The sequence below is a fragment of the Mesorhizobium sp. B1-1-5 genome, assembly GCF_006443065.1.
Classification (GTDB): domain Bacteria; phylum Pseudomonadota; class Alphaproteobacteria; order Rhizobiales; family Rhizobiaceae; genus Mesorhizobium.
In genome coordinates this window covers 26,063-40,773 of sequence record NZ_VFWS01000021.1, presented here as the reverse complement: position 1 = coordinate 40,773, position 14,711 = coordinate 26,063, and the positions used below count along the sequence as shown (strand labels likewise).

Here is a 14,711-nt window from a genome sequence, read left to right as displayed (position 1 = left end):
GTCTCAAGCCTTTTGATCGGCGGCGGTCAGAACGCGCTGACGTAGAGGCCGCCGTCGACCGGGATGTTCTGGCCGGTGAGATAGCCGGCATGGACCGAGCATAGGAAGGCGCAGACCTGGCCGAATTCCTCCGGCGTGCCGAGACGTTTTGCCGGCACGTCGGCGCTGATGCGGGCCTTGCGCGCGGCGGCCGCGGCCGGATCTTCCGGAGTGCCGGCCTCGTGCGGGCCGCGCAGCCGGTCGGTGTCGAGCTTGCCGGGCAGCAGGCTGTTGATGGTGACGTTGCGGTCCATGACCGTGCGCGCCACGCCGGCGAGGAATGAGGTCAGGCCGGCGCGCGCGCCGGACGACAGGTCGAGACCGGGGATCGGCACATAGACCGACAGCGAGGTGATGTTGATGATGCGGCCGAAGCCGCGCTTGGCCATACCGTCGATAACCGCCTGGATGAGCTCGATCGGCGTGACCATGTTCTGCGTCACGCCCTCAAGGATCTTGCTGCGGTCGAGCTCGCGAAAATCGCGCAGCGGCGGGCCGCCATTGTTGTTGACCAGGATGTCGGGGTTGGGGCAGGCGGCGAGCATCGCTTTCTGCACCTCGGGCTTCGACACGTCGCCGGCAACTTCGATGACATCGACGCCGAATAGATCGCGGATCTCCTTGGCGGTCTTGGCCACGAGTTCGGCGTTGCGGCCGTTGACGACGAGGTCGACGCCGGCTTCGGCAAGCGCCATGGCGCAGCCTCGCCCCAGTCCCTTGCTCGAGGCGCAGACGATGGCTTTCTTGCCGCGAATGCCGAGATCCATGACGGTTTTCTCCTGATTGTGTTGCGCGCAAGCTAGCGCTTGGGCTGGACCAACCGCAACCGTCATACGGTTGTTGCATGAATCGGGGCATAGGCACGCGAAAGCAAAGGGTAAAATCGTGATGTCAGACCCAGAGCCCCGCACTTTCCGCGCCCTGTTCATTTCCGACGTGCATCTCGGCTCGAAAGCGGCCAAGGCCGATTTCCTGATCGACTTCCTGCGTCATCACGACGCCGAGATCATCTATCTGGTCGGCGATATCGTCGACGGCTGGCGGCTGCGGCGCAACTGGCACTGGCCGCAGAGCCACAATGACGTTGTGCAGAAGCTTCTGCGCAAGGCGCGCAAGGGCGCCTCGATCACCTATATCGCCGGCAATCACGACGAATTCGCCCGCCAGTTCCAGGGCGTGCATTTCGGCGGCATCGTCGTCGCCGACCGCGCCATCCACGAGACCGCCGACGGCCGGCGCCTGCTGGTCATCCATGGCGATCAGTTCGACACGGTGGTGCACAACCAGCGCTGGCTGGCCTATCTCGGCGACTATGCCTATGACGCGGCGATGCTGATCAACCGCGCGGTGACCAAGCTGCGCCACCTGCTCGGCCTGCCTTACTGGTCGTTCTCGTCATGGGCCAAGGTCAAGGTGAAGAAGGCGGTGAACTTCATCGGCTCGTTCCAGACCGTGCTTTCGGAAGAGGCGCGGCGCTCGCATGTCGACGGCGTGATCTGCGGCCACATCCATCACGCCGCGATCGAGAATTACGGCGATGTGCAGTACATCAACACCGGCGACTGGGTGGAAAGCTGCACGGCGGTGGTCGAGCATTTCGACGGCCGCATGGAAATCCTGACCTGGGCGCATGTGCTGCCAGAGGCGTCGGCCGGCAATGAAGCGCTGGTGCCAATCGACATCATCGACCTGAAGGGCAGGGCGGCTCAGGCGGCTTGAGCGCGGCTGCCTTTTTCCCGGTTCAGGCTATTGCCTTCGCGCTCACGCTGGCCGCGCTCGCTTCCCCAGCCCCTTCCGTCAACAGCTTTGCCCTCGATCGATTGGTCCAGCCGGTTCCGTCGCGCTTTGCCGCATGTTAGGGATCGAGACACGTTGCATGGGAGTCGAATGCAGCGAAATTGGATCGATTCATGTCGCTGCCGCCGCTATCGCCCGAACAGCTTGTCAAGCCGAGTCATTTCGAACTGCGCATGAGCCTGATCTTCGCGACCTTGTTCGTCTCGCAAGGCACGCATCTGCCTTACTTTCCGCTCTGGCTGCAGGCGAAAGGTTTTCATGCCGAGCAGATCGCGGTCATCCTGGCCGCGCCGATGTTCCTGCGCGTGTTGACGACGCCGATGCTGACCGCGCTTGCCGACCGGGCCCGGGATCGCGCCGATGTCTATATCGCGGTGGTTGCAGCCTCCATGGTCATCTCTGCCGGCTATTTCTTGCCGCCTACCTATGCCGTCGTGCTCGCCGTGTCCCTGCTTTTGACGATCGTCTGGACGCCGCATTCGCCGATGGCCGATTCGCTGGCGCTTTCGGGCGTGCGCCGTTTCGGCTCGAATTACACGGCAATGCGCAAATGGGGCTCGATCTCGTATCTGTGCGCCAATGTCGTGGGCGGATTCATCCTGGCGGCCACGGGTCCGCAGGCGGTCCCGGTCATCATCTTCATTGCGCTCGGCGCGGCCTTGGTCGCGGCGCTGCTGTCGCCGCGCATGGGGCGGCCGCGCAAAGCCTCGCCGCTGTCGGCGACCGAGATCCAGCATAAGGCGCCGAGCCTGTTCAATGCCTATTTCCTCTATTTCACGCTCGGCGTCGGCATCATCACCGCCAGCCATGCCTTCCTCTACGGCTTCGTCTCGATCTACTGGAAATCGATCGGAATCGGCGATTCCGTCGTTGGCCTGCTATGGGCCTGGGGCGTGGTGTCGGAAGTCTGCATGTTTCTGTTTTTCAATCGTATTTTTGCTTCCATCTCGGTGGCCAGGGTGATGGTGATCGCCGGCATCGGTTCGATCGTGCGCTGGATCGCCTTTCCGCTGGTCTGGCCGCTCGGCCTGGGCGTCGCCGGCTTCTTCGGCGTCCAGACGCTGCATTCGGTATCGGTGGCGATGGTGTTGATCGGCCTGCAGAAGATGATCGGCGAAACGGTTTCCGAAGAGCGCACGGGCGCCGCGCAAGGCATCGCCTATTTCTTCAACGGCTTCTTCATGGCGGCGGTGACGCTCGCTTCAGGCCCGCTCTATGACCGTTTGGGCGTCGACGGTTTCTGGGCGATGATCCCGATCGCGGTCGTCGGCATGGTGCTGATAGGCCTGGCTTCCCGTTCAGCCCCAAAGCACCCTGTCGGGGGGTGAAACCAGCGATCCCCGGTAGACGAGGCAGGGGTCGCGATCCCGTGCCAGCAGCAGCGGACCGTCGAGGTCGACGAAGTCGGCGTCCTGCGCGAGCAGCACCGCCGGGGCCATGGCGAGCGAAGTGCCGACCATGCAGCCCACCATGATGCCGAAGCCGAGTTCGCGCGCGCGGTCGCGCAAATTCAACGCCTCGGTCAGGCCTCCGGATTTGTCGAGCTTGATGTTGACGGCGTCGTAGAGGCCGACCAGCGCATCGAGGTCCTTTGCCGCGTGCACGCTTTCGTCGGCGCAGACCGGCACTGGATGCGCGATCCGGCGCAGGATGTCGTCCTCGCCCGCCGGCAGCGGCTGTTCGACAAGCGCGACGCCGTGCTGCGCGGCGAAGGCAAGGTTCGCCTCGACATTTTCGTCGGTCCAGCCCTCGTTGGCATCCAGGATGATGCGGCTATCGGGAGCGGCTTCCGCCACCGCGTGGATCCTTGCCATGTCGCCGTCGCCGCCGATCTTGACCTTGAGCAGGGGCCGCCCGGCATTGGCGCGCGCTTGCGTCGCCATGGCGTCCGGCGCGGCGAGCGACAGCGTGTAGGCGGTTTCCAGCGGCCTGGTCGGAAGGGCCCCGATTGCCGCCGCCACGGGCATCCCGGTCAGCTTGGCCTCCAGGTCCCAAAGGGCGCAGTCGATGGCGTTTCGTGCGGCGCCCGCGGGCATGGCCGCGAGCAAGGCGGTCCGGTCGATGCCGGCGACGACCGGATCGCGCATGGCCTCGATAGCCGCGCGCACCCCCTCCATGGTCTCGCCATAACGCTTGTAAGGCACGCACTCGCCGCGCCCGGAACGTCCCCCGTCAGCGATCGTTACGGTGATGACTTCGGCCTCGGTTTTGGATCCGCGTGAGATGGTGAAGGTGCCGGCGATCGGGAATCGCTCCATTTCGACCGAAATGACACGCGCCATAATTTTCTTCTCCGGCTGTGCGACACCGGTCTGCCGGCAAATCGACACGCCAGTCCGGTCACGCTAAACAGGACGCCATGTTGACCATCCGCAAACGCGACGCAAGCGGCGAGCCCAAGGACGCCGAGCACCGGCCTCGCATCGCCGTGGGCGAGGAAGGGGGCGTGCTGGGCTGCGCCTTTTCCGGCGTGTGGACGACGCGCACCGTGGCGCTGGTCGATGCCGACATGCGCAAGATCGAGCAGAGAAGCGGCGCAAAACAGCTGATGCTCGACCTTTCCCACATCGAAAAGATGGACACCGCCGGCGCATGGCTTATCGACCGGTTGGCCAGCGCCTTCGAGAAGAAAGGCGTCGAGGTCCATTTGCAGGGGCAGAGCGAGATCGCTTCGATCCTGCTCGGCGCGGTCGGCGATGCGGTTCGACGGGAGCCCGAATCGGGTCCGGCCGGGCCGCCCAACATCATCCTGCGCGCGCTGGAGCTGGTTGGCCGGCGCGTCTACGAGATGCGCGACGATTTCTTCGCCTCCATGAACATCCTCGGCGCCACGATCCGCGGCGCGCAGATGAAGCTCGGCCGCGGCCACGCGGTCAACCCGGCCGCGATCTTCAACCAGATCGATCGCATGGGCGTCGGCGCGATACCGGTAGTGGTGCTGATGTCGGCCATTGTCGGCGCCATTGTCGCCCAGCAGGGCGCCTACCAGCTCAGCTATTTCGGCGCCAACATCTTCGTCGTCGACCTCGTCGGCGTGCTGATCCTGCGCGAGCTCGGCGTGCTGATGACGGCGATCATGCTCGCCGGCCGTTCGGGGAGCGCGATCACCGCCGAGATCGGCTCGATGAAAATGCGCGAGGAGGTCGACGCGCTGAAGGTGATCGGCCTCAATCCGATCGGCGTGCTGGTCTTTCCTCGGCTCGTCGCGCTGGTGATCGGGCTGCCATGCCTCACGATCATCGCCAATTTCGCCGCGCTTGGCGGCGGCATCGTCGCCGCCTGGCTCTATTCCGATATCCCGCCGGCCGCGTTCATCGACAGGCTGCGCGTCGCCATCGACCTCAGCACCATCTTCGCCGGCCTGATCAAGGCGCCGTTCATGGCCCTGATCATCGGCATCATCGCGTCGGTCGAGGGCATGAAGGTCGGCGGCAGCGCCGAATCGCTGGGCCTGCACGTGACCGCGTCGGTAGTGAAGTCGATCTTCGTCGTCATCATACTCGACGGGCTTTTCGCCATGTTCTACGCAGCGATCGGGTTCTGAGATGGCGAACGGCAACGGCGCCACGGCAGCGCAGGACACGAATGACGACGAAGTCGTGCTTTCGGTTCGCGATGTCACCGTCGCCATCGGCGACAAGGTGATCCTCGACAAACTCTCGCTCGATATCAAGCGCGGGGAAATCCTCGGCTTCGTCGGCGCTTCGGGCGCCGGCAAATCGGTGCTGTTACGCACCATATTGGGACTGATGCCGAAGCAATCGGGGACGATCAGCCTGTTCGGCGTCGACGTCGACAAGGCCAGCGACGCCGATCGCCTGCGCATCGACATGCGGCTTGGCGTCCTTTTCCAGCACGGCGCGCTGTTTTCGGCGTTGACGGTGATGGAAAACGTGCAGGTGCCGATGCGTGAATATCTCGACCTGCCCAAGGCGCTGATGGATGAGCTGGCCTTGCTCAAGATCGAGCTGGTCGGGTTGCCGCCCGACGCCGCGCTGAAATTCCCGTCCGAGCTGTCCGGCGGCATGATCAAGCGCGCGGCGCTGTCGCGCGCCCTGGCGCTCGATCCGGACATCGTCTTTCTCGACGAGCCGACCTCCGGGCTCGACCCGATCAGCGCCGCCGAGTTCGACGAGCTCGTCGTCAAGCTGCGCGACACCATGGATCTGACCGTCTACATGGTCACGCACGACCTCGACACGCTGTTCACCGCTTGCGACCACGTGGCGGTGCTCGGCAAGAAGAGGGTGCTGGTCGAGGGCACGATCGACGACATGCTGAAGAGCGAGGAGCCTTGGGTGAAATCCTATTTCCGCGGAAAACGCGCCCGGCAACTTGATCTTGCGGCGCGCGCATAGCCATAAGTGGGGCGATGGAAACAAGAGCCAACTACATTATTGTCGGCATCTTCACGCTGGGTGCGATCCTGGCGGCCTTCGCTTTCGTCTATTGGACTGCGGCGATCGGCGAAAGGGGTGAAACGGCAATGCTGCGCGTGCGCATCCCAGGCTCGGCTTCCGGCCTCAGCCGCGGCAGCCTTGTGCTGTTCAACGGCGTCAGGGTGGGTGACGTGAAGAACGTCTATATCGACGGCGACGATCCGACCGTCGCCATCGCCGACACCGAAATTGCCCGTTGGACGCCGATCACCAAATCGACGCAGGCCGATATCGGACTGACCGGCCTCAGCGGCCAGGCCAATATCGAGCTCAAGGGCGCCGATCCGAAAGAGACCAGGCTGCTCGACGAAGCGGAGAAGGAAGGCAAGGTCGCCGAAATCGTCGCCAATCCGTCCGCGGTCACCAACCTTTTGCAGACGGCGCAGAACATCTTCACCCGCGCCGACAAGGTGCTTGGCGAGCTCGAAGGCTTCACCAAGGACGTTCGCGGTCCGCTGACGCAGACGGTCAAGAACGTCGAGACCTTCTCGGACGCGCTGGCCAAGAATTCCGACGGCATCGACAAGTTCCTGTCGGCGGTGAGCTCGCTTTCGGATCAGCTGAAGAATGTCTCGGGCCGGCTCGACAGCACGCTGAAGGCAGCCGAAGGCCTGCTTAATTCCGTCGACAAGGACCAGATCAAGAGCATCGTGGCCAATATCGACACGGTGACGACGAACCTGAAAGAGACCTCGAAGCAGTTCGACACCGTCATCGATAACGTCAACACGGCGGTCGGCTCGATCAACGATTTCGCCAAGCAGACGCAAGGCACATTGGCCAAGGTCAACGGTGTGCTCGACGGCATCGATCCGGCCGACGTCAAGGCCGCTTTGGCCAACATCCAGAAGGCCAGCGCCAACGCCGACAAGGCGGCGTCCGACATCGCCAAGGTCACCGACAAGATCGCCAACCGTTCCGACGACATCAACGAGACCATCAAGGACGCCCGCCAGCTCGCGCAGCGCCTCAACGACGCTTCGGTGCGCGTCGACGGCATCCTGGTCAAGGTCGACAATCTCCTTGGCTCCGGCGAGGCCAACGGTGTCATGGCCGATGCCAGGGCGACATTGAAATCCTTCAAGCAGGTGGCCGACACGCTGAACTCCCGCCTCGGCACAATCGTCGACAACCTGTCGCGCTTCTCCGGCCAGGGCCTGCAGAACGTCGAGGGGCTGGTGCAGGACAGCCGGCGCTCGATCAATCGCATCGAGGAAGCGGTGACCGATCTGAGCCGCAACCCGCAGCGCATTCTGTCCGGCGGCGCCGGCGAGGTCCGGCAGTTCGATGGAAGGGCACGGCGTTGACTTCGGCCGCCGCGACCGTCAAGAAATGAACCGCAAATGCGGGTTGATCGTAAGATCCGGGGACAGCGGGGATCACGCGTGAAGTCGATCGGGGTGGTTGCGGGTAGTTTGAGATCGTCCGCCGCAGCGTTGCTGGTGCTTGCGGTCGCCGGCTGCGCGGCCCTGGGCGGCAAGCCGGCGCCGCTCGACACATTCGAACTGTCCGCGCCGTCGCTCGATGTGCGTGCCCACAGCCGCCGCCAGATCCTGATCGCCCAGCCGTCGGCGCTCAAGGCGCTGGACAGCCAGAACATCGTCATCAGGCCTTCCGACCGGTCGATCCAGTTCCTCAAGGGCGCGCAATGGGCGGACCGGCTGCCATTGATCGTGCAAGCGAGGCTGGCTGAAACCTTCCAGCGCTCCGGCAGCTTTGCCGGCGTCGGAAAGCCGGGCGAGGGGCTGGCGATCGACTACCAGATCATCGTCGAGGTGCGCTCCTTCGAGGTGCGCGTCAATGGCGGCGAGCATGCCGATGTGGATCTGTTCGTGCGCATCCTGAACGACCGCAACGGCGAGGTGCGCGCCTCGAAGAACTTCACCGCCAGCGCCCCGGTCTCGGGCAGCGGCAACGCGGCTTACGTCGGCGCGCTGGACAGCGCCTTCGGCCAGGCGGCGACCGGCATCGTCCACTGGACGGATTCGACGATCTGACAGCGGTTGCCAAGGCGCCGGGAAACCAATTGCATCGATCAACGGACAAAAGAAAAAGGCGGGCCGAGGCCCGCCTTTTTTGTCAGACTTGTCGGCCGCTCAGTGCAGCCGGCCGCTGGCGTGGGCCAGCATGGTGTAGACCTTGCCGGTGTCGGACGTGAGGTAGGTCTGCGCCATGATGTTGTCGCGGTCGTTGCGCGAGACATCCTTGAGCAGCTTCTCGAAATCCTCGCAGTAACGGTCGACCGCGGCGCGGAATTCCGCCTCGGCTTGATACTTGCGGCGGATTTCGTCGAAGGTCTGCTGGCCCTTCAGCGTGTAGAGGCGACGGGTGAAGACGTCGCGCTCGCCCCGCCGGTAGCGGTTCCACAGCTCAATCGAGGCGTCATGGTCGATGGCGCGGGCGATGTCGACGGAGAGCGAGTTGAGCGACTCCATGACATGCAGCGGCGAGCGCTGGGCAGGCGTCGCGCGCGGCGCTTCCGCCGGCGCTGCCGGCCGCAGCTCTTCCTCACGCGAGGCATTGGTGAGGAGGTCGCGCACCCAGCCGCCCTGCTGGGGCTTGCCGTTCGGATCGCGGCGCGGCGCCTCGGCGGGGCGTTCAAGGTCGAGCGTGCCGCGCAGCGTGGTCTCGGCGACCGGCGCCTGCGGAGCGCGGGCCGTCGGTTGCGGTTGCTGCTGTGGCTGCGGCGCCGTGGGACGGCGCAGCGGCGGTTCGGCGGCTCGGGCCGGCGCCTGCGGAGCCGGGCGCAGACCGCGTGGCTCGCCCTGTTCGCTGCTGCCGCTGCGGCCGGATTTCGCAACGATATCCGACAGTTCCTTGAGCGCATTGATCTGCTCTGCGACAGCGCGACGAATGGCCGAGGTCGATTCCTTGGCTTCCTCCGGCATCTCGATCACGCCCTTCTTCAGCTCGGCGCGGGTAAGGTCGAGCTCGCTCTTGATCGAGCCTGCGGTGCGACGCATCTCTTCGGTCGCGTCGGCAAAGCGGCGTGTGGCCGAATCGACGACGTCGGCGATGGCGGTGCGGATCTTTTCCGCCGATTCCATCGTGCGGCCCTCCGCGGTCTGCATCGTCTGGCCGACGAGGTTTTCGAAGGAGCGCATCACCTTCTCGAGGTCTTCCGACTTCTTGACCAGGCCGACGGCGAGGTCTTCCAGCGAGGACTGACGCTCCAGCGTGTGCTCGAGATTGCTTTGCGCGGAGCTGAGCAAATTCGAGGCGCTGGAGAGCAACCGGCTGTGTTCGTCGAACTTGGTCGCGATCGAGGCCACCTCGCGCAGCGTCGCCGAGGACAGGTCGGTGAGCCGCGTCGTGTTGGAATCGACCAGACGCGCCGAACTGGCGAAAGTCTGGGCGGCCTTCTCCGTGGTCGTGGCGAAGCTCTGCGTGCTGCCGGAGAGCCGCTCCTCGACCTGGCCGAGATTGACGGCAGCCTGGTCGATCAATTGGCCGAGCTGCGCGCTGGAGGTGGTCATGCGGCCGATAAGATCGGCCACGCTGTCGGCAAGCGACGAGCGGGCGCCTTCGACGGCCGACAGCGTCTCGGCCGTGCGGCTGGCGAGAGCATTGACGAGGTTCGTGTTCTCGCTGCGCAGCTTCTCGGCCGCCCGTTCGGTGACCTCTTCCATGCTGCGCTGCAGCTCGGAGCCGCCCTGGGCGAAGCGCTCGACCAGCGGTTTGGCCGTCTCGTCGAGGATTTTCGCCATCTCTGCCGAACGCGCCGCGAGCATGGTGTTGAGCTCGCGGGTGTTGGCGCCGATCGTGCGGGCGGCCTCGTTGGTGCTCTGGCCGATATGCTGGCCGACCGCAGTGAAGGTCTCGGCGATGACATTGGCGCGCGAGATGAGCTGGGCCTCGGCGCTGGAGACCTGCTCGTTGAGCTTCTGGCCCATGGTCTCGGCGGTGTAGGCGAAGCGGTTTTCCACGCTCGCCACCTGGTCCTCGACACGGGCGGCCGCGGCCGAGGCGCTTGCGGCCAGCCGCTCGTCGGCTCCGGCCAGCGCCTGCTCGATCTCGCGGGCATGCACGGCAAGCTCCTGCCCGGTCTGGCGGGCACGGTCGGCGACGCGTTGTTCGGTCGCCGCGAAGGCGCCGACGATCGTGTCGGCATGCTCGCCGATGGTCGAGGTGCTCGAGGCGATACGCGACACCAGACGGCTGTCGGCGTCGTCGAAGATACGGGCAATTTCGGACGCCCGCGACGACAGTGCTTCCGAGCCCTCGGCGATACGCGAGATCAGATGCTGGTCGGCGCTGTCGAAGATGCGGCCGAGGTCCGAGGCGCGGGCGGCCAGCGCTTCGGCCGATTCGCTGATGCGCATCGAAAGCCGCTCGTCGGCGCCCTCGAAGTTGCGCAGGATGTCGCCGGCACGGGCGGCCAGCGACTGCGCCGTCTCGACGGCGCGGGCAACCAGCTTCTGGTCGGCTGCGTCGAAGGTGTTGGCGATGTCGCCGGCGCGTGCGGCCAGCTTGTCGGCGGTTTCCTCGGCGCGGGCCATGAGCGAGTTGGAGGCATCGTCGGCGCGCGCCATCAGCATGTTGGACGTATCCTGGGCGCGCTCGTGCAGGCGGCGGTCCGCCGCCTCGAAAGCCTGCGCGATGTCCTCGGCCCTGGCAAGCAGCGCGGCGGAAGTCTGCTCGGCGCGTTCGGCGATCTTGCGGTCGGCGTCGCTGAAAGCCGCACCGGCCTGCTCGTGCAGGGTGCTGGTGATTTCCATGACCTTGTCGCGCAGCGCGCCCGCCACGAAGACCGCGGTCTTTTCCAGCACGCCGCGGACATTGTCGACGCCGGTCGACAGCGCACGCTCCATGGTGCCGGCGCGCTCCTCGATGACACCGGTCTGCCGGCTGAAGGCCTGCTCGATCTTCTCGACATCGGCGGCAATCGCCGCCGAGATATCGCTGCTTCGGGCAGCGATCTGATCAATATGGCCGGAAACCGAACGGTCGACGTCCTTGCGCGCATCGGCAAGCTTGACGAGATCGTCCTCGAGGGCCTTGGCCAGCATGTTGCGGCCCTCGGACAGCTTGCCGACATGACCGGCGATGACATCGTCGATCTCCGAGCGGCTTTCCGTCAGCTTCTGAAGGTCCGCTTCGAGGGCGCGCTTGAGGATATCGCGGCCTTCGGCGAGCTTCTCGACCTGGCCGGCGACCAGGCCATCGATCGAGGAACGGCTTTCGGCGAGCTTGGCGAGGTCGGCTTCCAGCGCACGCTTGAGGATGTCGCGGCCTTCGGCGAGCTTCTCGACCTGGCCGGAGACCAGGCCGTCGATGCCGGCGCGGCTCTCGGCGAGCTTGGCAAGATCGTCCTCGAGCGCCTTGGACAGCGTCGCACGGTTCTGCGACAGCTGGTCGGCATGGGTCTGCATGAGGCCGCTGGCATTAGCCATATCGGTCTCCAGCGCACGCGAAAGCTCGGCGCGGTGGTCGGTGATCTTCTGCGAATGATCGACGATCGCGCCCTGGATGGTGTTGAGGTCGGCTTCCAGCGCGCGCTTGAGGATATCGCGGCCCTCGGCGAGCTTCTCGACCTGGCCGGCGACCAGCCCGTCAATGCTGGAGCGGCTCTCCGCCAGCTTGGCGAGATCGTCCTCCAGCGATTTCGACAGCACCGAACGGTCCTGAACAAGCCGGTTTTGATGGTCGGCGATGGCGCCGCTGACGGCCTGCAGGTCGGTTTCAAGCGCTTTCGAAAGCTGTGAGCGATCTTCCAGCACCCTGTCCGAATGTCCCGCTATGGCTCCCTTGATGGCGTTGATGTCGGCTTCCAGGGCACGCTTGAGGATGTCGCGGCCTTCGGCGAGCTTCTCGACCTGGCCGGCGACAAGGCCGTCGATCGAGGCGCGGCTTTCGGCGAGCTTGGCAAGGTCGGCTTCCAGCGTCTGCGACAGCAGGCTGCGGTCGTCGGCGAGCTTGCCGGCGTGGCTGTCGATCAGGCCGCGGATGCCGCTCAGATCGCTTTCAAGGGCGCGGCTGAGCTCGCCGCGGTCCTCGGCGAGCTTGGTCGAGTGGGTCTCGATCAGGCCGCGGATGCCGATGATGTCGGTCTCGAGCGCCTTGGCGAGCACGGCGCGGCCCTCGGCGATCTTCTCGACCTGACCGGCGACAAGGCCGTCGATGGAGGCCCGGCTGTCCTGCAGCTTGTTGAGATCGGCCTCCAGCGCGCGCGCCAGGATGTTGCGGCCCTCGGCCAGCTTCCCGACATGGCCGGCGACCATTTCGTCAATCATCGTACGAGCTTGGACGAGCCTGCCGGAGTCTTCGTTCAAGACCTGGGACAGGCGGTTGCGGCCTTCTTCGAGCTGCTCCAGATGGCTGCCCAGCGACGCATCGATGGCGGCGCGGGACTCGTTGACCTTGCGCAGGTCTTCTTCCAGCGCCCGCGAGATCAGGCCGCGGCCTTCGGCCAGCTTCTGCACCTGGTTGGTCACGGCGGCATCGATCGCCACGCGGCCTTCGGCGAATTTCGCCAGGTCCTCCTGCATGGCGGCCGCCATGCGCTCGCGACTCTCCGAAAGCGCGCGGCTGTGGTTCTCGACGGCTTCCTCGATGCCGACACGGGCATCGGCCAGCCGCTGGATGTCGGAATCGAATGAGCGCGACACGACATGCCGGGCCGCTTCCATGCGCCCGGCGAAGTCGGTGGCGCGGGCCTCAAGCATGGAGGAGGTCGACGAGATGATATCCGCCATGTCGGCGCCAATCTGCGTCTTGCCCTGATCGATCATCGACGTCAGCTGGTCCTTGCTGTCGGCGAAGGTGTGCGCGATCTCGCGGGCGCGCTCGACCAGGGTCTCGTTGATCTGGCGGGCGCGGGCTTCGAGGGCGGCGTTGAGTTTCTGCGTTCCGGTGTCGAGCGCCTCGGCGCGGGTCTGGAATTCGCTGATCAGCGCCTGACCGCGTTCGGCCAGCGTCCGCTCGATGCCGCTGAGGCTCGTCTCGAACTCCGAACTCAAGGTGCGCGCCGCGCCGCCGAGCAGCGAGACCATGCCGTTGGTGCGGTCGTCGAGCAGGTCGGTCAGCGAGCGTGTCAGGCCGTCCGTGGTGTCGGTCAGCTTGGCGATACGGGTATCGAGCAGGCTCGCGAAAGCCTCGCCGGAGGTCGAAAGACGGTCCGTGATGTTGTCAAGGCGCGATTCCACCGAATCGAAGATCGATGTCGAGCTTTCATTGATGCGGTCGATCAGCGTGTCGCCGGAATTGTTGATCGTCATCGACAGCTTGGTCGACGCGTTGAGGATCGAGTCGCGGATGATGTCGCTGGCCGAGCCGATCTCGTCGCGCAGCGTCTCGTGAGCGCTGGCGATGGAGGCGCGCACGCGCTCGGCATGGGTGACGACCGCCTCGCGCTCGCTGCCGAGGCCGTCGACCAGCGAACGGATGCGGGCCTCGTTCTCGGAATAGGAGCGTTCGAGCTGGCTGACTTCGCCGTGGACGAGCGTTTCGAGCTCAACCGCGCGGGCCAGGGTGCGCTCGATGCCTTCGCCCATGGCCGCCACCTCTCGGCGAACGGCCTGGCCGATCATCATGACACGGTCCTGGGCGAGGTTTTCGGGCTCCGCCAGGCGGAAGGCGACCTCGGTCATGGATTGCGCGGCGAGGCGCATTTCCTGCGCGCGCCGGATCATGGCGGCGAACGCCCAGAACAGGATGACCGGAACGATCGCGGCAACCGCCAGGCCGATCAGCTCGGGACGGGCGAAGAACTGGTCGAAGGTACGGATGTTCCAGATGCCGGGGCCGAACAACAGGTTGGCCAGGCCGCCGGCACCGGCGATCCAGGCCAGCGAGATAAAGGCGATCACCCAGTAAACGGTGCTGGACGCACGGCGGTTGAGGCTGTGCAGCAGCGTCTTGTAGTCCTTCTGGCGGTCGTCATTGGCGGGCGTGAAGCCGGCGGGAGGCGTAAAGCCGGACGTCTGCCCATTGCGCGGCTCGACCGGGCGCAACTCCGCCGGCTTGGCCGCGGGCGCCCTGGGAGGCTGGGGGCTGGCAGGCTGGGGACTGTTTGCCGGCTCCGTCCTCTGGCTGCGCCCTTCGCGCGCCAGCTCGTCGGCCGCCGCCGAAATCTGCGCTTCGAGATCCTCCATCGACGCCGCCATGTCGAGGCCGCCTTCGTCGCCGTTAAGGTCAAGGTCAAGCGCCTTTTCCAGTTCCGCGGCCACGTCATTCTCGAGAGACTTCGTCGTCGTTGGTTTCTTAGCCATGCCTTCGCTACCCTGTACTAGCTGCCGCGGGACTTATGATTTTGGCCTGATTCTGGCCCGATTCTGGCTTGTCTATCCCGCGCAGGAGGCTGAAAAATGGACCTTCGTATCGTAATGACACACAGGGGTAAAGAAAACATGCATTCCGGGCGATACGTAAAACTTTAAATATAAGGTTAACGGAGACGTGATCCGGCTGCCTCCGTGACAACATTTTTCCTCTGCA

The 14,711-nt window shown here is 65.1% G+C and carries 9 protein-coding genes; 6 read left to right on the top strand and 3 right to left on the bottom strand.

The genetic code is table 11. The features are described from left to right. Positions 1-26 precede the first annotated feature (26 nt). On the bottom strand, positions 27-806 hold the full coding sequence (locus FJ980_RS10365; protein WP_140542803.1) for an SDR family oxidoreductase: 780 nt from the start codon (positions 804-806) through the stop codon (positions 27-29). A 121-nt stretch (positions 807-927) separates the two neighbouring features. Here FJ980_RS10365 and FJ980_RS10360 point away from each other — a divergent pair, with 121 nt between their 5' ends. Then, positions 928-1,758, top strand: coding sequence for a UDP-2,3-diacylglucosamine diphosphatase (locus FJ980_RS10360; RefSeq protein ID WP_140542802.1), 831 nt, complete (start codon positions 928-930; stop codon positions 1,756-1,758). 191 nt (positions 1,759-1,949) lie between these two features. Then, entirely contained in the window at positions 1,950-3,164 is a 1,215-nt protein-coding gene (locus FJ980_RS10355) for an MFS transporter (protein WP_140542801.1), read from the top strand. Here the strand turns inward: FJ980_RS10355 and dgcA are convergent. After that, positions 3,135-4,118 (bottom strand): N-acetyl-D-Glu racemase DgcA, encoded by a 984-nt coding sequence (gene dgcA, locus FJ980_RS10350; protein WP_140542800.1) that lies wholly within the window; start codon positions 4,116-4,118, stop codon positions 3,135-3,137. The two genes, FJ980_RS10355 and dgcA, sit on opposite strands and share 30 nt — an antisense overlap. 77 nt (positions 4,119-4,195) lie before the next feature. On the opposite strand from dgcA, the gene FJ980_RS10345 reads away from it, so the two are divergent. The 4 genes from FJ980_RS10345 to FJ980_RS10330 are packed head-to-tail and all read left to right on the top strand — an operon-like array spanning position 4,196 to position 8,272. Next, complete coding sequence (locus FJ980_RS10345; protein ID WP_140542799.1) at positions 4,196-5,380, top strand: ABC transporter permease; 1,185 nt, start codon at positions 4,196-4,198, stop codon at positions 5,378-5,380. Between the two features lies 1 nt (position 5,381). Then, positions 5,382-6,194 (top strand): ABC transporter ATP-binding protein, encoded by an 813-nt coding sequence (locus FJ980_RS10340; RefSeq protein ID WP_140542798.1) that lies wholly within the window; start codon positions 5,382-5,384, stop codon positions 6,192-6,194. Positions 6,195-6,208: 14 nt separating this feature from the next. After that, positions 6,209-7,582, top strand: coding sequence for an MlaD family protein (locus FJ980_RS10335; protein WP_140542797.1), 1,374 nt, complete (start codon positions 6,209-6,211; stop codon positions 7,580-7,582). A gap of 36 nt (positions 7,583-7,618) precedes the next feature. After that, complete coding sequence (locus FJ980_RS10330; RefSeq protein ID WP_140542796.1) at positions 7,619-8,272, top strand: ABC-type transport auxiliary lipoprotein family protein; 654 nt, start codon at positions 7,619-7,621, stop codon at positions 8,270-8,272. Positions 8,273-8,371: 99 nt separating this feature from the next. Here FJ980_RS10330 and FJ980_RS10325 read toward each other — a convergent pair whose 3' ends face one another. Beyond that, complete coding sequence (locus FJ980_RS10325) at positions 8,372-14,485, bottom strand: kinesin (RefSeq protein ID WP_140542795.1); 6,114 nt, start codon at positions 14,483-14,485, stop codon at positions 8,372-8,374. Positions 14,486-14,711: the final 226 nt, after the last annotated feature.

What these genes read in the sequence shown, in the direction of transcription:
- FJ980_RS10345 (WP_140542799.1), top strand. Translation starts at nt 4,196, where the DNA reads ATGTTGACCATCCGCAAACGCGACGCAAGCGGCGAGCCCAAGGACGCC.
- dgcA (WP_140542800.1), bottom strand. Translation starts at nt 4,118, where the DNA reads ATGGCGCGTGTCATTTCGGTCGAAATGGAGCGATTCCCGATCGCCGGC.
- FJ980_RS10360 (WP_140542802.1), top strand. Translation starts at nt 928, where the DNA reads ATGTCAGACCCAGAGCCCCGCACTTTCCGCGCCCTGTTCATTTCCGAC.
- FJ980_RS10330 (WP_140542796.1), top strand. Translation starts at nt 7,619, where the DNA reads ATGCGGGTTGATCGTAAGATCCGGGGACAGCGGGGATCACGCGTGAAG.
- FJ980_RS10335 (WP_140542797.1), top strand. Translation starts at nt 6,209, where the DNA reads ATGGAAACAAGAGCCAACTACATTATTGTCGGCATCTTCACGCTGGGT.
- FJ980_RS10355 (WP_140542801.1), top strand. Translation starts at nt 1,950, where the DNA reads ATGTCGCTGCCGCCGCTATCGCCCGAACAGCTTGTCAAGCCGAGTCAT.
- FJ980_RS10365 (WP_140542803.1), bottom strand. Translation starts at nt 806, where the DNA reads ATGGATCTCGGCATTCGCGGCAAGAAAGCCATCGTCTGCGCCTCGAGC.
- FJ980_RS10340 (WP_140542798.1), top strand. Translation starts at nt 5,382, where the DNA reads ATGGCGAACGGCAACGGCGCCACGGCAGCGCAGGACACGAATGACGAC.
- FJ980_RS10325 (WP_140542795.1), bottom strand. Translation starts at nt 14,485, where the DNA reads ATGGCTAAGAAACCAACGACGACGAAGTCTCTCGAGAATGACGTGGCC.